19 protein-coding genes are annotated in these 20,949 nt (G+C 38.0%); 8 read left to right on the forward strand and 11 right to left on the reverse strand.

Translation table 11 applies throughout. The annotated features are described in order from the left end of the window. Window positions 1-3: 3 nt before the first annotated feature. A complete protein-coding gene (locus OVA16_RS01985) occupies window positions 4-462 on the reverse strand; it encodes a peptidylprolyl isomerase (RefSeq protein ID WP_267763242.1) in 459 nt (152 codons plus the stop codon). A gap of 138 nt (window positions 463-600) precedes the next feature. Then, complete coding sequence (locus OVA16_RS01990; protein ID WP_267763243.1) at window positions 601-771, reverse strand: hypothetical protein; 171 nt, start codon at window positions 769-771, stop codon at window positions 601-603. Between the two features lie 277 nt (window positions 772-1,048). Here OVA16_RS01990 and OVA16_RS01995 point away from each other — a divergent pair, with 277 nt between their 5' ends. The 4 genes from OVA16_RS01995 (at window position 1,049) to OVA16_RS02010 (ending at window position 4,054) form a co-directional block, all read left to right on the forward strand. Then, window positions 1,049-2,233 (forward strand): asparagine synthetase B, encoded by a 1,185-nt coding sequence (locus tag OVA16_RS01995; RefSeq protein ID WP_267765329.1) that lies wholly within the window; start codon window positions 1,049-1,051, stop codon window positions 2,231-2,233. A 271-nt stretch (window positions 2,234-2,504) separates the two neighbouring features. Then, on the forward strand, window positions 2,505-3,197 hold the full coding sequence (locus OVA16_RS02000; protein WP_267763244.1) for a porin family protein: 693 nt from the start codon (window positions 2,505-2,507) through the stop codon (window positions 3,195-3,197). A 98-nt stretch (window positions 3,198-3,295) separates the two neighbouring features. Beyond that, the gene (locus OVA16_RS02005) at window positions 3,296-3,646 is read left to right on the forward strand and encodes a DUF4180 domain-containing protein (protein WP_267763245.1); all 351 of its coding nucleotides are present in this window, start codon (window positions 3,296-3,298) and stop codon (window positions 3,644-3,646) included. Window positions 3,647-3,652: 6 nt separating this feature from the next. Beyond that, a complete protein-coding gene (locus OVA16_RS02010; protein ID WP_267763246.1) occupies window positions 3,653-4,054 on the forward strand; it encodes a hypothetical protein in 402 nt (133 codons plus the stop codon). A gap of 134 nt (window positions 4,055-4,188) precedes the next feature. Here OVA16_RS02010 and OVA16_RS02015 read toward each other — a convergent pair whose 3' ends face one another. Genes OVA16_RS02015 through lpxK form a run of 4 tightly spaced genes read right to left on the reverse strand, consistent with a single transcriptional unit; the run spans window position 4,189 to window position 8,047 of the window. Continuing rightward, entirely contained in the window at window positions 4,189-5,349 is a 1,161-nt protein-coding gene (locus OVA16_RS02015) for a putative porin (RefSeq protein WP_267763247.1), read from the reverse strand. Next, on the reverse strand, window positions 5,306-6,208 hold the full coding sequence (locus OVA16_RS02020; protein WP_267763248.1) for a putative porin: 903 nt from the start codon (window positions 6,206-6,208) through the stop codon (window positions 5,306-5,308). The genes OVA16_RS02015 and OVA16_RS02020 overlap by 44 nt, the downstream gene beginning before the upstream one ends. Next, window positions 6,208-7,023, reverse strand: coding sequence for a purine-nucleoside phosphorylase (locus OVA16_RS02025; RefSeq protein ID WP_267763249.1), 816 nt, complete (start codon window positions 7,021-7,023; stop codon window positions 6,208-6,210). The genes OVA16_RS02020 and OVA16_RS02025 overlap by 1 nt, the downstream gene beginning before the upstream one ends. Next, window positions 6,986-8,047 (reverse strand): tetraacyldisaccharide 4'-kinase, encoded by a 1,062-nt coding sequence (lpxK, locus tag OVA16_RS02030; protein WP_267763250.1) that lies wholly within the window; start codon window positions 8,045-8,047, stop codon window positions 6,986-6,988. Before lpxK ends, OVA16_RS02025 begins: the two co-directional genes overlap by 38 nt. A 139-nt stretch (window positions 8,048-8,186) precedes the next feature. Between lpxK and OVA16_RS02035 the strand changes: the two genes are divergently transcribed. The 4 genes from OVA16_RS02035 (at window position 8,187) to OVA16_RS02050 (ending at window position 11,343) form a co-directional block, all read left to right on the forward strand. Beyond that, window positions 8,187-9,326, forward strand: coding sequence for a sterol desaturase family protein (locus tag OVA16_RS02035; RefSeq protein ID WP_267763251.1), 1,140 nt, complete (start codon window positions 8,187-8,189; stop codon window positions 9,324-9,326). Between the two features lie 384 nt (window positions 9,327-9,710). Next, complete coding sequence (locus OVA16_RS02040; RefSeq protein ID WP_267763252.1) at window positions 9,711-9,956, forward strand: AbrB/MazE/SpoVT family DNA-binding domain-containing protein; 246 nt, start codon at window positions 9,711-9,713, stop codon at window positions 9,954-9,956. Continuing rightward, window positions 9,947-10,225 carry a type II toxin-antitoxin system PemK/MazF family toxin gene (locus OVA16_RS02045; RefSeq protein ID WP_267763253.1) on the forward strand — a complete coding sequence of 93 codons (279 nt, stop codon included), beginning with the start codon at window positions 9,947-9,949 and terminating at the stop codon, window positions 10,223-10,225. The genes OVA16_RS02040 and OVA16_RS02045 overlap by 10 nt, the downstream gene beginning before the upstream one ends. Window positions 10,226-10,902: 677 nt before the next feature. Further along, window positions 10,903-11,343 (forward strand): hypothetical protein, encoded by a 441-nt coding sequence (locus OVA16_RS02050; RefSeq protein WP_267763254.1) that lies wholly within the window; start codon window positions 10,903-10,905, stop codon window positions 11,341-11,343. A 578-nt stretch (window positions 11,344-11,921) separates the two neighbouring features. On the opposite strand, the gene OVA16_RS02055 is transcribed toward OVA16_RS02050, so the two are convergent. From OVA16_RS02055 to OVA16_RS02075, 5 genes are all read right to left on the reverse strand, one after another. Continuing rightward, on the reverse strand, window positions 11,922-14,978 hold the full coding sequence (locus OVA16_RS02055; protein WP_267763255.1) for an efflux RND transporter permease subunit: 3,057 nt from the start codon (window positions 14,976-14,978) through the stop codon (window positions 11,922-11,924). A 316-nt stretch (window positions 14,979-15,294) separates the two neighbouring features. Beyond that, window positions 15,295-16,344: an efflux RND transporter periplasmic adaptor subunit gene (locus tag OVA16_RS02060; protein ID WP_267763256.1), complete on the reverse strand. Its 1,050-nt coding sequence runs from the start codon at window positions 16,342-16,344 to the stop codon at window positions 15,295-15,297. A gap of 2 nt (window positions 16,345-16,346) precedes the next feature. Continuing rightward, window positions 16,347-17,723 carry a TolC family protein gene (locus OVA16_RS02065; protein ID WP_267763257.1) on the reverse strand — a complete coding sequence of 459 codons (1,377 nt, stop codon included), beginning with the start codon at window positions 17,721-17,723 and terminating at the stop codon, window positions 16,347-16,349. A gap of 1 nt (window position 17,724) precedes the next feature. Then, window positions 17,725-18,360: a TetR/AcrR family transcriptional regulator gene (locus OVA16_RS02070; RefSeq protein WP_267763258.1), complete on the reverse strand. Its 636-nt coding sequence runs from the start codon at window positions 18,358-18,360 to the stop codon at window positions 17,725-17,727. A 111-nt stretch (window positions 18,361-18,471) separates the two neighbouring features. Next, window positions 18,472-20,919 carry a T9SS type A sorting domain-containing protein gene (locus OVA16_RS02075; protein WP_267763259.1) on the reverse strand — a complete coding sequence of 816 codons (2,448 nt, stop codon included), beginning with the start codon at window positions 20,917-20,919 and terminating at the stop codon, window positions 18,472-18,474. Window positions 20,920-20,949: the final 30 nt, after the last annotated feature.

The following is a 20,949-nucleotide window of genomic DNA, read 5'->3' on the forward strand; positions in this document are numbered from 1 at the left end:
TGTCTATTCTTCAATTACTTCTACAGTTAAAATTTTATCTCCTTGGCGAATGTCATCAACCAAGTCCACATTTTCTACAACTTTGCCAAAGCAAGTGTGGTTACGATCTAAATGTGCTGTGTTTGCTCTGCTGTGGCAAATAAAGAACTGAGAACCACCAGTATTTCTACCTGCATGCGCCATAGAAAGCACACCTCTATCGTGGTATTGGTTATCGCCATCTAACTCACAATCAATTTTATAACCCGGCCCACCAGTACCAGCCATGCCAGATGCGCCATCTTTAGAGTTAGGGCAACCGCCTTGAATCATAAAATTTGGGATTACACGGTGAAAAGTTACACCATCATAAAATCCTTCTTTAGCTAATTTTTTAAAGTTAGCAACAGCTTTAGGAGCATCATTTTCATAGAACTCCACGGTCATATCGCCTTTTACCGTTTTTATAATTGCTTTACCCATTTTCTTTTTTTATAAGGATGCAAATTTACACAAATAAATTTAATGTGATAATGCGTTGATGTGATGATGAGATAATATGAAAATGTATGGCACTGCCCATCGGTTACAACAGTCCCGCTTTTCGCTATAATTTTTTTGTTAACGGCACTGCCACTCCTCATTGTCATCCTGAGCTTGTAGAAGAATCTCTATGGCAAAACGCTTCGACAGGCTCAGCGTGACAAGCACAAAAAAGCTTTCCGCTTCAATCGGGTTTAAATAACAACAGCCTGTTTGCCAAACTTTGCGACCTCTGCGTATCTTTTTCATTCTTTGCGATAGAAAATTTACCGCAAAGGTTTTTGAAGTTTTCACAAAGTTTCGCAAAGGCAAAAAACGCGAAAAATGAACATTTCAACCTTACAACATTTAAACACTTCCAACATCGTAACAATAAAACAATCCAGCCATACAACAATTTACTTCTCGACGTTCTATTTTAAGCGGTTAAATTTTAACTTCGTATATGCAAGGCAAAAAATATATTCTTTTGGTTTTATTCGTTTTACTTCAAATAGCAGCAAAGGCGGCGTCTATCCTAATTTATATGGATGAAGGCCAGAAAAACCACTTGAAAGCTTACGGAATTGCCTATTGGTGCATCAAACAACAAACCGAAGTAGACTGGCTGCTCAACTACCGTGGCGGTAGTTTTTTGGTTAAACAGGCTAAAGCTATAGAAGATGAACTCAAAATTAGAGGCGTGGCTTACGAAGTACTTGCCGACGCAAAAGTAAGCGCCATTCTTAACGAAATTAGCAACCCAGCAGTAAATATGGAGATGGTAAAGCTAGAAAAAGCTCCAAAAATTGCTGTTTACTCGCCCAAAAGCAAGCTCCCTTGGGACGATGCCGTAACGCTAGTTTTAACCTATGCCGAAATACCCTACGATGTAATATATGATGACGAGATATTAAAAGATAAACTTACTACTTACGATTGGCTACACCTACACCACGAAGATTTTACAGGCCAATACGGTAGGTTTTGGTCTTCTTTCAGAAACACAACTTGGTATCAAGAAGATGTAAAGTACCAAGAAGCGGCAGCAAAACGCAATGGTTTTAATAAAGTTTCGCAGATGAAACTAGCCGTTGCCAAACGCATTAAAGAGTTTTGTGCTGGTGGCGGTTTCCTATTTGCCATGTGCTCTGGTACCGATAGTTTCGACATTGCTTTAGCTGCCGAAGGTGTAGATATTCTAGAAAGCATGTTCGATGGAGATGGTATGGATCCCAATGCACAATCGCGATTGGATTACAATAAAGCCGTGGCTTTTGGAAATTTCCATTTGGATATGAACCCTTACAACTACGAATTCTCGGATATCGATGTTACCCAAACCCGCACTGGCTTTAACGAAAGCAACGATTACTTCACACTGTTCGATTTTTCTGCTAAATGGGATTTGGTGCCAACTATGCTTACCCAAAATCACGAAAAAGTAGTGAAAGGATTTATGGGGCAAACAACGGCATTTCGTAAAAGCTTGGTAAAGCCAAACATTACCGTTCTTGGCGAAAACAAAGCTGGAGCCGAAGTGCGCTATTTACATGGCGAAATTGGCAAAGGTCAATTCAGTTTTTATGGCGGTCACGATCCAGAAGATTACCAACACCAAGTAAACGACCCGCCAACCGATTTGAGCTTACATCCAACTTCTCCAGGTTATCGTTTGATTTTGAACAACGTATTGTTTCCTGCTGCTAAAAAGAAGCCACAGAAAACGTAATTAACTCAAAATCTATCTTCATTTTTATAAGATTACCCTAAAAATTGGCGTCCTTTATAGGTTAAAATTTCTGCAATGCAAAACAGGATGTCTGTTTTTGTAAACACTTTTTTACATTCTGCAAATTGATAATAGGGCTCCATCAACAATCAATTCAACTCGCTAAAAATCAATTATTTTCAAATTAAAACATGGTATACTTTGTTTCTAATGGCATAGCTTTTGGGAGTAAAGTGATATCGAAAATGGTTTCGATACAAAATTAAAAATCATGAAAAAGATCATATTATTAGGAAGCGCTCTTTTACTATCTAGCTCTGCATTATTTGCTCAAACAACTACAACGATGAGTGGCAGCGATGCCCGCATCGGAATTAAGGGTGGTGTTAATTTAAGTACTGTTAAGTATAGTGGTTTTGACGGAGCAAGTACATTAAATGACGCAACGAAACAAAACGTGGGTTACAATTTTACCGTATTTGGAGACTTCGGTGTTGGCAACAATTTTTTCATTCAACCTGGCGTATCTTTACAAAATAAAGGAACTAAGTTTGAAGGCAATTTTGCTGGTATAACTGGAGAGCAAACAATAAACGTGATGGCAATTGAAGTACCAGTAAATGCAGTGGTAAGAATTCCAACTGGCCAATCAGGAGCATTTCATTTAAGTGCAGGTCCGTATGCGGCATTTAATGTAGACGGAAAAAGAAAAACTAAAATTACTAGTGGCACCAACCAAGGTACTACCGAAGAAAGCTTAAAATTTGGGAATAATGCTGATGATGACGTAGCTAGCATGGATTTTGGTGCAAATTTTGGAGTGGGCTACCGCATGAATAATGGTTTCTTACTTGGAGCTAACTACGGATTAGGATTAAGCAATGTATTGCCAAAAGATAATAGAAGTGGCGATACAAAAGGAGCCAATAGAGTTTGGGGCTTTAGCGTAGGTTACTCATTCTAATTAACCTACATCAAACTCATCGTAAGCCAGCTTTTTTGAAGGCTGGCTTTTTTGTAGGCAAAATCTACGAGCTGTGCTTCGTTTTGCTAAATTTGAATATGGATATCTTACGAATACATAAAAATATTGCCGAAATCGTAGCTGAAGACTTAGTAATTAGCAAAGTTGAGGACGGCATAGATTTAGTAGGCAACGTTTATTACCAAGGCTTTGATAATTTGATTCTGTATGAAAAAAATATCCATTCAGATTTTTTTGATCTAAGCACAACAATGGCTGGAGAAATATTACAGAAATTTTCCAATTATCGTATCGGTTTGGCAATAGTAGGCGATTTCGATAAATATCAAAGCAAAAGCATCAAAGATTTCATTTTAGAAAGCAACAAACTAGGTAAAATCAATTTTGTAAATTCGAAAGAAGAAGCAATAAAAGCGTTGTTAAAATAAGAAAAGATGCATCCAATATTAAGAAATATCCTTGCAATTATTGCCGGCATTGTATTTGGCAGTTTAGTAAATGGTGCCATTATTATGGTAAGCGGTAATATTATTGCCCCTCCAGCTGGAGTAGACTTAACTACAGAAGAAGGATTAAACGCCGGAATGTACCTAATGGAACCAAAACACTTTATTCTTCCTTTTTTAGCACACGCCATTGGAACTTTTGTGGGAGCCTACATTGCTGCAAGAATTGCTACTAAAAAAATTGCTTTTGCAATGGTAATTGGCAGTGTATTTTTAACTGGCGGAATTTGGATGGTAATGATTGTGCCCTCTCCTATTTGGTTTACTATTGTTGATTTAGCCGGAGCTTATTTACCAGTAGCCTACTTTGCCGGAAGAATTGCGAAATAGGGATTAGGGATTAGGGATTAGGGATTAGGGATTAGGGGAAATTGCTTTATGGCTTAATTGTTTTTATTGTTGAAATGTTGCAAAGTTATAGCTAACTTGTACGCCCAATTTTCAAGGACTTCGGACTTCGCAACTTAATCGTAAAAATTCCAAGTAAACCCAAGGGTAAGCAAACGATCTGGCATTGGATAACGGTTAACCGTATAATAGCCGCCACTAAACAAACCTTGATTAGCATATTGATATTTAGCGAAAACGTTAGCCCTTCTTAACCCAATTTTTATCCAAGCATCTACAATTGGCTTTGAGCTAAAGGTAATATCTCTACCGTTATAAAACTGACTTGCCGCAATGGCGTAAGATTTTGCCAAATAGGTATCGTTATAGAAAATATCTACTCCAATTTGAGTTTTTAGTGTTTTAAAAAAGGTTTGGTCTTTGTAAATACATCCAAAGAGGTAAATTTCTGGAGTACGCAAAATATCTTGTTGATCGGTTTTTTGGTAAACGCCAAAAGCGGTAACGTGAAAACTGCCGGCATCTAACTGTTTGCCTATTTTCAATTGCAACAAACTAATTTCGCCATCAAATTGCGTGGGTACTATGGCTTTATCTAAATCGGTAGAAGGCACAAAATAAAGGTGGTTGCTAATTAGATAATATGAAGCACTTGCATCTAATTTTAAAAGATTGTTGAGGTAGGCAAAAGTAAAATTAGTGGTTTTAGTCCTAGAAAAATCATTTCTTTTATCCCATTGGTAATGGTTACCATAATAACGGTTAAAAATTTCTTCTGGCGATTTGTTCTGTGTATAAACACTCATCACTATTTTGCCAGTCTTTTCATTCAAGGCAAAGTTACTTTTTGCCTCGTAAAGGTAATCGCCCGCGTTACGTCCCTGAAATATTTGCTGTACATCTAAATTAACATCCACTTTGTTGCTAAAACGATAGCCCAAAGCACCCAATAAGGTAGAGTTTTGCGCATTAAAATTGCGGTTATAGAAAATACTACCATCGTTTTGCAACACCTGTTGTCTAAAACTGTAAATGTCATTTCTAATACCAGCATCTATTTTAAGCTCATTTTTAATGGTTGCACTATTTTTTGCCCGCAAGAAAAAGCTGTAAATAAACTCGTTTTGTATGTGTTTTACGTTGGTAGTATCGTTGGTAAAAACCAAATCGGCAACTGCTACCGATGGAAAAACACCCTCCTCGTCGGCCTCATCCTTTTTAAAACTAAACGAGCTATTGGTGTAGGTAAATGTGTGTGTAATTTTGTTGGTAGGCAAAATATTTTGGGTAAGTACTATTTGCCGTGCTATCTATACGACCTACAAAATAACTTTGCCTAATCATTACCGAATTATCTCTATAAAGCTGGCGAGCAGTATTTAATCTTACCGGTTCTGCTTCTTTAGTAATTAAGTTATTGCCCGCTTGCGTAAATATGATACTATCTTTTAAGAGCGAACCATTTTCTTGGGCTTTCATGGTATTAAAAACAGCATCTACCCAAATGTTATAACGTTTGTTTTTGGTTTGGTACCACGTAAACAAGGTGCCATTAAGCACATCGCCACGTTGGTGCTGATAAAAACCATTTGCCCCAATCCTATTAAAATTGGCTCCAAAATTCCAATTGGGTTTAATGTTTTGCGAGTGGATGATTTTTAGCAACTGCACATTATCGCCCGCACTAATGTAAGACAAGCTGGTAAAAGGCGAACGGGCTCGGTAAAACTTAATATCATCGTGGGTAAACTTGTACAAATCTAAAGAATGGAAACCCGCATCGAAACCAATGGTTCTGATAGGTTCGAACAACAATGGTGTAGCCGCCAAACCAACCAGACCTGTGCCTACCGTAGGTCTACGTGGTTGTGCTATTGGGCTAAAATTCTGTATTCCTGTTAAAGTGGTATCTAAAGGTATGGTCTGTATACTGTCTTTTGTAAGTTTCTTTGTGGTATAACGGATATATTTAGAAGTAAAAACTACCGAATCTTTACCTGCCTGCTCCTTTTTACGCAACGAATCTAGCTCCTTATTGCCCGCAATTGTTGTCTTTAAATCTTGCGCAATAGCGTTAAAAGCATTGGTAAAACCCACCAACAAAAAGAAAAGTACAGCTACAAATATTTTCTGCATTATAGAGTGGAGATAAGCTGACTTAAAATTTTGGTCATTTGGGGTTCTGCATTAGCCGCAGTAGCAATAATTTCTTCTAAACTTACAGGTTGTAAGTCTTCTGGGAAACCTTCGTCGGTTAATACAGAAATTGCAAAAACAGGTATACTCATGTGGTTGGCTACAATTACTTCGGGCACAGTACTCATGCCCACGGCATCGCCACCAATGATACGCAAATACTTATATTCTGCTTTAGTTTCGAGGTTTGGCCCTGTTACCGATACATAAACGCCCTGATGGCATGTTATATTTTCATCCTGTGCAATTTTTGAGGCTTTTGTAATGAGTTCTTTGTTGTAAGGCTGGCTCATGTCTGGAAAACGAGGACCAAAATCTTCATTATTTAACCCTCTTAACGGGCTTTCTGGCTGTAAGTTGATGTGATCGTTGATGATCATTAAATCGCCTTTTTTAAATGCTGGATTTAAAGAACCCGCAGCGTTAGACACAAAAAGGTATTTGATACCCAACAACTTCATTGCCCTAATTGGAAAAGTAATTTGCTGCATGCTGTAACCTTCGTAAAAGTGCAAGCGGCCTTGCATAGCCACTACTTTTTTGCCTTTCAAGGTTCCAAAAATCAATTTACCAGAATGAAACTCTAAAGTAGAAATTGGAAAATTTGGGATGCTCGAATACATGATGCTATGCTGCACCTCAATTTCGTTTACCAAGCCGCCCAAGCCAGTTCCAAGAACAATACCTATTTCTGGTTCAAATTCTCCTATTTTATTTTTAATGTATTTTATCGAATCGTTTAGCGCTTGCAACATAGTCTAATATTTTTTGGTCAAACCTGCATTTATCTTCTGCATTAATTTCGGTAGCAATTGGCAGGTAATATATTCGCAAATTTAACAGTAAATCTCTTAATTTATCATCTAATAAACGTTGTCCGTCTTTTTCTGTTGTTACGATGATTTTTTTCTTTGCTGGATGCTTTTCGTAACTGGTTAATAGGCTAATTATTTCTTTAGCCGTAAAACGATGATGATCCGGATATTCGAACGAGTGAATATTCACTTGCTGAGCTGCCAAATACTGCTTTAAAGGCGCTGTATTGGCAATACCTGTTAACAAAAACACTTCTTGCTCTGCTGCTAACCGCATTTCTTCGCCGGTATAAAGATGTTTCAAATTTTGATACCCAATGCAAGAAAAAGCCAGCTCTTGCTGAGTTGTTAGCCGAAGCTTATTAGAAATTTCAGCTTTAATTTCATCCGAGATTTTTGATGGCGATTTTGTAATGAGCACTGCCTGCGCTCTTTTTACACCCGAAAAAGGTTCTCTCAAATCCCCAGCAGGCATTAGCATTTGAAAATCCTTGATTTTTGAAAACTCAAAAAGTAGCACATTAAAACCAGCTTTCACTTTACGGTGCTGATAGGCATCATCTAGCAAAATTACCTCGTGCTCATCCTTTAATTTTTGGATACCCTTTACCCTGTCTTCGCAAACCGCAACGCTTACATTTTTGAATTTCCGGTAATATTGTAAAGGCTCATCGCCTATGGTTTCGGCCGTTGCGGCATCGTTGGCCAAAACAAAACCTTTAGTCTTCCTGCCATAGCCTCTGCTTAAAATAGCTACTTTGTATTCGCTTAGTAGCCTCACTAGATATTCTGTAGTGGGGGTTTTACCCGAGCCGCCTACAGCCAAATTACCCACACAGATAATGGGCATATCGAAACTAGTAGATTTAAAAATACCCCAATCGAAAAACAGATTACGCACATACACCACAAAGGCATAAACAACGTTAAATGGTAACAGTAAAAGGCGTAGGTATTTTAGCATACAATTTGTACAAAACTACTGAATATTTGCCTAACGATAACCAAACGATATTTACAACTTTTATTTGTAAAGTAAAAGTGGGCTATTTAGCAACTTAAATGCTTTTTGATTATCATTGAATTTTAAACACGAATGTTGAATGACTACAAACAAACGCCTTAAAGTTGGGCAAGGACAAATTAGTGGCTATCTTTCCATTTTCTTGGCAGTCTTGGTGCTGCTAGCAGTGTTCTGCTTTAGATATCCAGAGCAATTAACCACACCAGAATTTAGAGAGGTGTACACCAAAAGCATTGCCGAAGCTTTGATGATTTTTGGCGTAATTGCCTCATTTTTCTTTGCCGCAGTGAGTTTATTATTAAGCAAAAAAATAAAACTGGCTTTAATTGGAACCTCTATTACCGGGTTAGCAATTGTGTTAGGTGCGCTTACCTTAAACGGCAGAGATGTGGTTAAAACAGACTGGCATTTTGGCTTAGATTGGATGATACTAGACTTGCTTTTGATGGTAGCCATTTTTGTTCCGCTAGAATTGTTTTTTCCAAGAAATAAATCGCAAACCAAGTTTCACGAAGAGTGGCGAACGGATTTAACCTATTTTGTAATTAGCCATTTATTTATCCAGTTTTTCGGTATTGTAACGCAAAAACCTGCGGTATTATTTTTTGGCTGGATTGGCCTAGAAAACCTGCATGCTTGGGTACAAGGTTTGCCATTTCTTGTAGCGTTATTTTTGGCCTTTTTTACTACCGATTTGTTCCAATATTGGGCACACAGAACTTTCCATAGTAGAGTATATTTGTGGCGTTTCCATTCTATCCACCACTCTACCCAAAATATGGATTGGCTAGCGGGGAGCAGAACGCATTTTATCGACATCTTTTTTACCAGAGCGATGACTTTTATTCCGCTTTATATCTTGGGATTTTCATCTACTGTGTTCAACGTTTACATTGTGTTTATTGCTATACATGCGGTATTAATCCATGCCAATACCCGTATTAACTTTGGTTTTATCAAATACATTTTTACTACACCACAATATCACCACTGGCACCATTGTGAAGACCCTAAATACTATGGCCATAACTTTGCATCTATATTTCCTTTTATAGATATGATGTTTGGCACTTATTATTTGCCAGCTAAAAAATGGCCAGCAGGAACTGGCGTTCGCGAAGCTTCTTATCCAAAGGGGTTCATTAAACAATCTATTTACCCGTTTACCAAAAGCCCGTTTGACACCGATTTGAATATGGATGAGCGAAGTGAGAGGTAGTTGAGTAAATCTTTTAGATATAAACAAATGAGCCTTTGACTTATCCGTCAAGGGCTTTGTGCTTCAGAGCACGGCGTCTCCGCCGTACTTAAAATTTACAACGCTAAATTAAGCTCTCGCTTTTTCAATCTTTGGCGGCATCAACTCGCTGTTCGACATTTGTAATGTCTAACTACTTATCGGGGAATTTCTAATTCGCACTTATACAACCATATCTTTTGCTTTGCTTATTGCTCGGATTAAAATTCCTATGATAAGGCTTCGGAGTTACAAACTCCGTAGAGCTCAGCGAAACAATAGGTTGCCCTTAATATTAAATCCAGTTCAAAAAACTTGTTTTTTACAGGGAAAAGTAATTACTTTGTAATCACAAATCAAGAATTTATGGAAATTCCAGTAATCAATATAGGAAATTCAAAAGGCATCAGATTATCAAAAGCCCTTTTGGAACAATACAACATCAGCGACACCATAGAGCTGATTTTGGAAAAAGGAAGAATTATCCTAAAACCAAAATCTGTTCCGAGAAAAGGCTGGGAAAAATCTTTTAAACAAATGCACACAAACGGAGACGATGCTTTATTAATTGAAGATGTATTTGAAGACGAAACTTTTGAAGAATGGAAATAAAGCAATACGAATTGGTTTTGGTAAATCTTGACCCAACCATAGGAAGTGAGATGAAAAAAACTCGTCCTTGCGTGGTCATTTCCCCAAACGAAATGAATAAATATCTTCAAACGATTGTTGTTGCACCACTTACAAGCAGTTCAAAACCCTATCCGACTAGGGTTGAAATCAAAAAAAATAAGACAAAAGGTTGGATTGTTTTAGACCAAATCAGAACAGTGGACAGAACGAGAATTATCAAGAAATTGAGATACTCTGACAACATCTGAAATTGAAGAAGTGAAAAACGTTATAATGGAAACGTATGTTAAATAAGAAAACGATACATAACAGCGGTAACTGTTGCACAACCCCACATTTCGCCCTCATCTTAAAAAACAACACAAAAAAAGCGTCTTTTAAAGCGATTTAAGTGTGCTTGTTTTTTGATGACAGAAAATAATCTCTTGCTGTTCTACATTTGTAATGTCGAACTACCTATCGGGGAATTCCTAATTCCCACCTACGCAATTATATTATTTGCTTTTCTTTTTGTTCGGATTAAAAAACGTCTGATAAGGCTTCGGAGTTACCAACTCCGAAGAGCTCACTATGTACACACAAATAAGCAATAAAGATTTAAAAGGTGTAACTAGCCCTTTAGATAAAATTAAATAGTAAACCGACTTGCTTTTTTTGGTAGTATTCTCTTAAATCGTACTCAATAAACACAACTCGACAACTATCAAAAACACGCTTAAAGCACAACTGAAGGGAGTATCTATTTGCTTTTTGTATGCTAAGTGTTGCGTATATTTGAGAGTTGTGTATAATTTACGGACACAGCGTTAATTGGACGGAACCTCTCTAAAACAAAATCCTGACCATAATCGCTGAATCCTGACTTACCGCACTGGGGATAAGCTGAAAACCACATATTGAAAGAGTAGGCAAGAAACACCTTTTTATGAAATCTTTAATTTTAACTTTTACCTTTTTATTTTCTTTTGCATTGGTAAATGCACAATCTAATATTTTCGACAACAAAGACAGACTTTCAGAAGTTAGCCATTCGATGCTTATTAGTCCTACAACTATAAAAATTGATCCAAATGGAATACCTGTTTACTTTGCTGTGCTAAAAGTCAATGGAAATGTAGTCGAAATTTATCCCTTTCGTATTTACACATACAAAAACACTTTTGATTTATCTAATTATTTTGAATTTAACATACCAAAATCTTTATTTACTGCCGAACAAATTGTAGAATTAATTTCAACATACAAATTCGAATTAAAAGACAATTACTTATCAAAAAGTATATATAAAGTTTTTTCAAATTACGACAAATCAACTCCTCTACCGAATTACATTACATATAGCATCGAAAAGTTAACCCTTAAATAAACTAAACACAACAAGGGTAGCTGTTGCACAACCCTCAAAAATTAAAAATCTAAAAATAATCGACCTCGCTTAAGCCTCTTTAAGCGAGGTTTGTTTTTTAATGCCGGGTTTTAACACCGAATTTTAGAAGGCTAATATCGCCTGATTTGAAAGCTATTGTTACCTGTTCGAGAAAACAACCTAAAAACCTCTACCGTAGCTACATTTTGGGCTATGATTTTTGGGGTTTTATGGCTAAACTACTACTAACCTGAGTTCGATTATTATTTGTTTATTTTACAGGATTACTTAAACTTATTGAGTTCGCCGACCCTGAAATAAATTCAGGGTGACGGAAAATTGGCGGTTCGTCATGCTGAATTTAGTTCAGCATCAGTTTTAAAGTCTAATTATCAATAGGTTAAAAATCGAACTCAGGTTACTAGCTGTTCTACATTTGCAATCTCGAACTACCTATCGGGGAATTTCTAATTCCCAACTATCATTTTTCGTTTATTGTTCGGATTAAAAATCCTACGATAAGGCTTCGGAGTTACCAACTCCGAAGGTCACATTATAAAAAAACAAAATTTTCAACCTTAAACTTCCGCTTTTTCAATCTTTGGCGGCATCAGCTTATAAACTACTGGCGTAATAATTCTCGACAACAAAGTCGAACTAATTAATCCGCCAATCATTACAATGGCCAGCGGCGAAATTAAAGGATTACTAGACATCGCAATAGGCAACAACCCTCCAATTGCAGTTAACGAAGTTAAAATAATTGGCAAGAAACGAACCTCTCCAGCTTCTTCAATAGCTTCGTTCAATTCTTTTCCTTCGGCCCTCAGCTGATTGGTAAAATCAACCAGAAGAATAGTGTTTTTAACCTCAATACCTGCCAAAGCCACAATACCAATAGTTGCCACAAACGATAACGAATTACCAGTAACCAGTAAGGCCAATACGGCTCCAACAATACCTAAAGGAATTACGGAAAGCACAATCAGCGTACTTTTGAAAGTTTTAAACTCTAACACCAATACCGCAATAAACATAAACAACGTTACCAAGATAATGCTGCCAAACCCTCCAAAAGATTGGTTGCGGCTTTCTACCTCGCCGCCCATTTCGAAATGATAGCCAGCCGGCAGTTCCATTTTAGCCATCTGCGTTTCTACATCCTTAATTACCTTATCGTTTAAATAACCTTTTTGCACAAACGAGTTTACCGAAATGGTGCGCACCTTATTTTGGTGGTTGATACTCAAAGCCGAAGTTTCGAGCTTTAAACTCGCCAATTGTGATAGTGGAATTGAAGCACCCTGCACATTGTTCACATATAAATTATCAAACACATTTAAGTTCGGGTTCGAAGCGTATTTGGTAGTTAGTAAGATATTATAATCATCGCCACTAGATTTTGGGTTAAGAAATTTGCCTAACTCAAAACCAGCAATGGCCATTCTTACCGTACGGTCTATATTTACCATTGGCACGCCTAAAGCTAAAGCTTTTTCTTTATTGATCTCTACCTTAATATCCGATTTCAGGTTTTTAAGTGGGTTATTGGTATAGATAGTTCCTTCTGTTTTTAGCAACATATTTTCTACCTTACCCGCCAGTTTCCTTAATGTATCTAAGTTTTCTCCAAACACACGAACTTCTACCGGAGAAATAATCGGCTGGCCTTGCTCAAAATCCTTTACCTCTACTTTTGCCCCTAAATACGGCGACCATTTTGCCCGCAGCTTTTCAATCAGTTCTACTTTTTTATCAGCCCTTACATCTTCGTGCAGTAGCACAAAAATCTCGGCAAAATCGCTACGCTCGTTAGTCTGCAACAAATTATAGTAAATTCTTGGGTTGCCCTTACCAACGTTAGAAGCAAAATATTTTACTTCGGGTATCTCTTTAATTTCTTTCTCAATTTGTTTGGTAATAGAATTCGTGTACTTCAAGTTCGATTGTAAAGGTGTAGAAACCGCAATAATAAACTGGGGTTTCTCCGAAGAAGGGAACAAGCTAAAACCAATAAATGGAATAAGTGCCAACGAACCTACAAAAACCGCCACCCCAACAAATACCGTCAACCAAGGTTTGTGCAATGCTTTATCTAACAATTTAGCATAAGAGCCATGGATGATTTTCTGTAAAGTTCTTAAAAAGATGTTGCCATGCACATAGGCGTGTGGTTTTAAAATTTTGCTCGACAAAAACGGCACCACCGTCAGTGCTACAATCATAGAAGCAATTACCGAGCAAATTACCGCCACAGGTAAGCTCCTAATGAACTCTCCAGATGCTTCGGGCATAAACATTATTGGTATAAAGGCAATTACTAACGCGGCTGTACAACCCATTACCGCTAAGCCAATTTGTTTGGTCGCCATCAGAGTTGCTGTTAAGCGGTTGTGGCCGTCACGCATCCAGCGTTCAATGTTTTCTACCACTACAATGCTATCATCAACCAATAAACCTAGCGAAACTACTAAACCTACAATACTGAGCTGGTTTAAACTAAAACCTAAAAGATTAATCAAAATAATACCGATAGCTAACGACAAAGGAATAGAAACCATTACCACCAACGATGCCCTTGTGCCTAAAGGCAACAAAGTAATGAGCACCAAACAAATAGCAATGCCAAAATCTACACCCAAGCCTCCTAAACGACTGTTTACATTATCTGCCTGATCAAACATTACTTGTTGGTCTATGTTACTTGGCAATGTTTTTTTGAAAGTATCTAAAACTGGCAAATAGGCCTCTTGCGTTTGCGTAATGTTGCCACCAACCTTTTGTGCAGCAACCACAAATACTGTTCTAAAGCCATTTAAACGAGTAATGTGTTTGTCTTGCGAATAATCGAAATAAACATTGGCCACATCTTTAAGCGTCGTATTTTTACCTGCACCACTAGCCACAATCGTATTTTTAATTTCATCAATACTTTGGTAGTTTCCGCTGGTTTTAATGTTAAAAGATTTAGTACCCGCATCAATACTTCCGCCCGGAATATTGGCCACTTCGCTCTGTATGGCATTAGCAATTTGCGTAACCGGAATGCGCAGTAAAGCCAATTTCTCCAAATCCAAATCAACCTTTACCAACTGATCTGGCAGGCCAACAATCTCTACGTTTTTTAAAGACGGAATTTTCTCTAACTGATCTTGAAGCTCTTCGGCAGCAGCTTTCAACTTATCTCTCGATGCGTTTTCCGAAACCAGCGCCACCTGCAAAATATTCACATCAGAAGGCGAAATCTTTTGCACCTCCATCGCATAAATCTCCTGCGGCAAATTAGGTCGCTCACTATTAATTTCCCTTACCAGCTCCTGATATTTATCGTCTACATTTACGCCATATTTATACTCCACAACGGCCACCATTAAGCCATCCCTAATGGTTGTTTTAATACTTTTAATATCATCCAAGCCATAAATACGCTTTTCGAGCGGTTTAACCACCAGCTCTTCCATATCTTTAGGGCTAGCGCCAGGATAAACCACCACCACAGGAAAGTTAGGCGGGTTCATGTCTGGGTCTTCTGCCCTCGGCATATTCAAAATAGTAGTAATCCCCAAAGCCATTACCATTAATACCATAATTAAGGTAAACTGGTAATTTTTTACTGCATAGTCTGATATTTTCATTCCAATTCTGTTCGAATTTTATTTATTTTTTGAAAAGCAATTTTCTGCTTCCATCGTTTCCTTTAGTCCTGCTGTACGCTATAAATCCCTATAAAATCGGGATATTACCGCTGCCATCAGGTTTATTTAACAAAAACCTGTGCAACACACTTCATAATACTCCTTCCCCTACCCCCTCAAAGAGGGGGACGCATAGTTTGCTAAGCATTCTGTATATCCCCCTCTTTGAGGGGGTTGGGGGAGGGAATACTAAAAGCTTCTTTATTTCTCTCCCCTTAGGGGAGAGATGCCGAAGGCAGAGAGGGCCCTGGGGCTTTTACTTTACCACCCTAATCTTCGAGCCATCAGTTAGGTAAGCACTACCCGAAATAATTACGGCACTTGCATTTTCCAACCCACCCGTTACCGAAATTTTTTCTTTCTGTATGGCTCCCAACTGCACTTTTATTTTTTTAGCCGTCTGGTTATCATTCGTTACAAAAACATAACCTTCGTTTTCGCCACCATCTAAAAGCGCATCATAAGGTATGGTAAACGAACGCTGTTTTTTAGATGGAAAAATGTTTGCTTTACCGAACAACCCAGCAGCCAAACCTTTAACTTTACGATCATTCAAAGCCAGCTCTACACCAAAAGTGCCACTCTGCGGGTCAATACCCTCTGCTTTCCTACTCACTTTAGCTTGCAAAACCTGTCCAGATAAAGCTTCTGAACTAATGGTAGCCCTATCGCCCACTTTCAAATCAGACCATTGCTTATCACTTAAACCTACTTTTAAGATCCAGTTGCCTTCACTTGCTCCATTAATTTGAAGCACAGGCGTTCCAGGCCCAACAATTTGTCCATCATTGGCTAATTTTCTGAGTACATACCCATTTCTGGTAGCTCGTATATCCGTGTATCCTTCATTAAATTTTGCAGATTGGATTTGCTGTTTAGCTACATCTAAAGCAGTTTTTGCATTTTGCAATTGCTCCAAAGTAGCCACGCTGTCTTTAAAAAGCTTGCTAGCCCTATCGTAATCGCGTTGCGCCTTCTGCAAAGAAAGTTGCACCTGCGCTACTTGCGAACCAATTTCCGTTGGATTTACCGAAGCCAACAACTGGCCTTTAGTAATTTGATCCCCTTCCTTTACATAAATTCTGTTAATCACTCCTCCGTTTTTGAAAGAAAGTATAGTTTCATCGTTGGTAGTAAAATACCCAGACGTAACAATTGCTGCATCTGTATCTTCTTCCACCAGCGAAACCACTTTAACTGGAATAGTATCTTGTTGAATAATTGCTTTCTCTCTTTGATCTCCACCTTTACAAGCGAACAACAGCGAAAAAATTGCACATAAAATAATAAGCGTAATATTTTTCATTTTTATTGAATTACATAAGATGCCGTTTCGCGTTCCATATTGGCCATAGCCGTAAGCACCTTATAAAGGTTAATATTTACTAAAATTTTGCTCGAAGTATATTGGTTTCTAGCGTCGATAGTTTCTACAAATGAATTTGCCCCCGCCAAGTATCCCCTGTATATTAGCCTTAAGTAGGTAGACGCTGCCTCGAACTGTTTTTGAGACGACTGATAAGTTTGATAAGCCGACCGCAAATTGTTTTGTGAAACTTTAGCAGATAAACTCAACTGTTGTGCTACTAAATTGGAGTTCAGTTGTGCATTTTTTAAATCGAGACTACTTTCTTTCTGCTTATTGTTGTTTCTGTTTCCAGAGAAAATTGGAACTTCTAATTGCAAGCCCACCATGTAATATCTAGTATTCGAATTGAAATGGAAACCCTCGGATTGTGTACCCACGTCTAAGAATGCACCCAGTTTTGGCACCGCAAACTGACTATTCATCTTTTGTACGTTCTTGTTAATTCCTTCTACCTGTCCTAATGCTTTTAACTCTTCTCTTTCACTGGACATATTTAAACCCGCCAACAATCCTTCTACTTTGGCCAAATCCGTTTTATCGTTGGCATCTGATAAAATCATATCGTTTGGATCCCTATTTAAAAGGAAATTAAAATATAAGCGGGCATTGTTAACTTTTTGCTCTGCATCTAACAAGGAGGCGTTAACATTTTCAACTTCACTTTGCGAACGCAATACATAAGCCAGCAAGCCCTTTCCATTTTCTAAAAGTTTTTCATTTACCCTAAGCCCCTCTTTAGCCAGTTGCAAGCCAGATTTATAAATATCTACCGCAGCAAGCGCACTTAAATAGTTATAATAAGCTGCTTTAATTTCTTTAACCAAATCGCGTTTATAAATCTGCACTTCGTATTCTTTTAGCACCAATTGTTGTTGCGCAATGCGTTTGTTATAAATGATATCTGTATTGATGATTGGAACTGTGGTGCGCAATTTCGCATCGTGAAAGTTCTTGGGCAAAAAGTTAATGGTTTGGTTTTCCAACATTGGGAAATTGTTACCGCCAGTAATTTGATTTAACGTGCTATAAACCGGGTTCATTAAATCGCCCAAAGGCAAGGGAATATTACGACCACCATCTGCAGTTTGATACGCCCCTTGAAATGCAACAGTTGGCAAAAACAAACTCTTCGCTGTTTTTAAAGCATATTGCGCTTTCTCTAAGGATACATTTTTTTGCTGCAAAACGATGTTGTTTTTAAAGGCAGTATCAACGTATGCTTTTAGCACCTCCTGCGCAGTAGCAACAGAAGCCACAGTAGTTGCCAGTAGCAATAAAACGCAAAACCTATATTTAAAAATTAACAGTGTTAACATATCATTTCATTTTTTCTAGCATCATTACAAAGGTCTCAAAAGCCTCTTCTAACAAATCTCTATCTTGTGCTACATGTAGGTGTGCACTTGCCACATGGTCTAAGTGGCCTTGCAGTTTTAAACTGCATAAACCATGTACCAAAGCCCAAACATTTAGCGCCACGTTGTTTTCGTTTAAATCTTTAAAATATCCCTCGCTTTTACAATCTAAAACCGTTTGCTGCAAAGCACCAAAAGCAAGTTCTCCTTCTTCCCATTCGCAAGAGAGCTTGTCTGCCACAAAATCCATTGGTTCTCTCATAATAAACATAAGCTGATAAAAATCAGTATTTTGCATAGCAAAATTTAGATAAACCTTGCCCATTGCTTTTAACCTTTCAAATCCGGAGCTTACATGCTGCAACACCACAAACTGCTGGCCCAACAACTTAAAGCCTTCTTTATGCAAGGTATAAGCTATATCTCCTTTATCTTTATAATAAAGGTAAATAGTAGTTGGACTAAGGTTAATTTCGGCAGCAATTTTCCTAATTGAAGTTGCTTCAAAACCATGTTTTAAGAACAAGTCCTTAGCTGCCTCCAAAATTTTAAGCCTTACATCTTCTATCTGTTTGCGATCTTTCTCTTTTCTTCCCATATCAATTAAACCGTACAAATATAATTAACACCGTTAATTAAAAAAATATTTTTGAAAATAAAAAAAGGGATGTTCTTTTGAACATCCCTTTTCCATTATTTTTGGTTACCCTTAGTGCTTCATAATTTTTTTAGCTACGTTTCCGCTATCTTTAATAATTTGAAGAATGTAAGCACCAGTTGCTAGATTGGCAACATCAAGCTCTATAGGCTGAGCGCTATCTCCGATTTTCGTTTTCACTACTTTTCCAGTTAAATCTGTTAATGAAAGCTTAACGCTCTCTTTGCTTACCGAACCCACAGTTACATACAATTTATTGGTTACCGGGTTTGGATAAGCCACTACCGATAGCGAATTATCTAATCCTTTTACAAATTTGGCTAGGGCAGTAAATGTTTCTTTATCGCCATTGGCATCTATCTGCGTTAAACGATAGTATGCAGACTGCTTAAAGCTAGCATCTAAAAACTCGTAGTTAGTAGCAGAACTACTGTTACCTTGACCAGCTTTGCTACCTACCACAAAGAAGTTTTTACCATCAAAGCTTTTCTCTATTTCAAATTTTGCGTTGTTCTTTTCTTCTGCTGTACTCCATTTTACTAAAGCACCGCCTGTTGTAGCTTGAGCAGTAAAAGAAGTAAGTTTTATTGGCAGCACAGCAAGTGGAGTTTTAGCCAAAGTAAACACGCCAAAATCAGTATTTTGAGCACTGATAATGGCAGCAAAGTTAGCGCTTACATTATTAGCCGAATTTCCGGCATCTACCCAGGTGTTTGTCCCGCTATCGAACCTAGCTATGGTTGCATAGGCAGCATCGAAGTTGGCAAAACCCGAATTTGCAAGACCGAAAGTAACGAACGCTACCTTAGCATTGGCAGAGCCGCTAAGCCTGTTTACTACCCAATATTCCTTATCGTGTATCAAACCAAGCAACGCTGGGTCGAAACTGGTGGTATTACTGTAAGCGACAGGAAAATACTCGAATTCAAAATCGGAAACAGCAGTTAGATCTAGCGTAGTCACAGCCGCAGATACAGTACCCTTTCCAATAATTAATGGAGCATTAGATGAAGGCCCCATATTTAGCACCTTAACTTTGCCATTTACGAAGTTTTGTGGCTTGGTGGGATCAAAAGTAATCGTCTGCGTACCGTTTAAAGTTAATGCTGCTGGAGCATTAATTTTCCCCTCTGTCAACGAGAAATTACCTGTTACATTTGCCGCTTGGCTAAATGTTACTTCTTTAGCTAGGGCATTTAAGGTTAAATTATCAAACGTAATTTCGCCAGTGGTATAATTATCAATAGCGAATGTGTGTGCTTTGGTAATGGTTTGGCTACCCAAGTTCCCATAAACCGCAGCATCATTTTTTAATACCAGCGTGAAATCATCTGGCACTACTGTTAATGCATTTGGCAAATTGGCCGAAGTAGCAATAAAAGCTTTTTGAGGCTGAATATTCACATAACCCGTTAACGGATCATCAACACCATCTGCTATTTTGCCTTTCACAGCAACCAAATCATCAAAGCTGGTAGAAGTACCCGTATTTACAGCGCCGAAAACATTATAAGAGGCATCTATATCGCCGTTAAACGGAAAAATATTGGTAATGTTAACACCTGCCTGAGCCACGTCATAAAGTGTAGCCATTGTTGGGTTTCCAGTATTACCACCAGCTGGCGTAGCATCTAAGCTGATATATGTGCCTAAGGTAGCCGCAAACGTATTCTTATCAGCGTCCGAACCTCCTACCCTTGCATTAATTAAAGGTTTAACCGAGGCAGAACCATTATGGTTATAGAAAGCGATACCAGTACCACCGGTGCCGTTTAAAGTATTTGATGTGATAGTTAAATTATTTGAAGCTGCTGCACTTTGAGCGCCACTAGTACCTTCTTTACTAGAAAACACGATAGAATTAAACGCGTTAGCACCTGTAATAGGTGTTAAGGTATTGCCTTTTACCGTTACATTATTTGATCTTTGGATGAAAATTCCAATATTGGCATATTTAGTAATGGTATTGTTTGCCACTTCTATGTTGGCATTAACGGTTCTACTTCCTTTTACCTCTAGCATACGCACAATGTTAGTAGCCTGAGCTAAATCAACAATACTATAACCAATGTTATTGTTATTGATTTTATGGTTGCCCACTTCGGCGCCAACTACGGAAACTAAGCCAAAAGGCACATCGTTATACGAAAATTCAAAATCGTTACCTGCACCGCCACCAAGCTCGCCACCTTGTAAAGCGTACAAAGCTGTAATTGTATTTTTATCTGCACCAACTCCGCCAATTTTGCCATAAGTATTAAAAGCATAAATACCTCTACCAAAAAGCTCTGGCGCCGATGTGTTACTATAAGTAATGGTGTTACGCACCACGTTTACCGAGTTATTAACCACACCGCCCATCACCCCAGCCGAACCTCTGCCCAATTTCATGCCAAAGCTGTTCCAAACCACTCCGGTTGCCTGAACTTTTGTGCCTTTAAAAATATTATCTGCAACAGTTAGGTTGTTGAAATTATCAGTAAATACTACTAATACCAATCATAGCATTTACATCTTGAGCAATTTGCA

The organism is Pedobacter sp. SL55, assembly GCF_026625705.1.
Classification (GTDB): Bacteria; Bacteroidota; Bacteroidia; order Sphingobacteriales; family Sphingobacteriaceae; genus Pedobacter.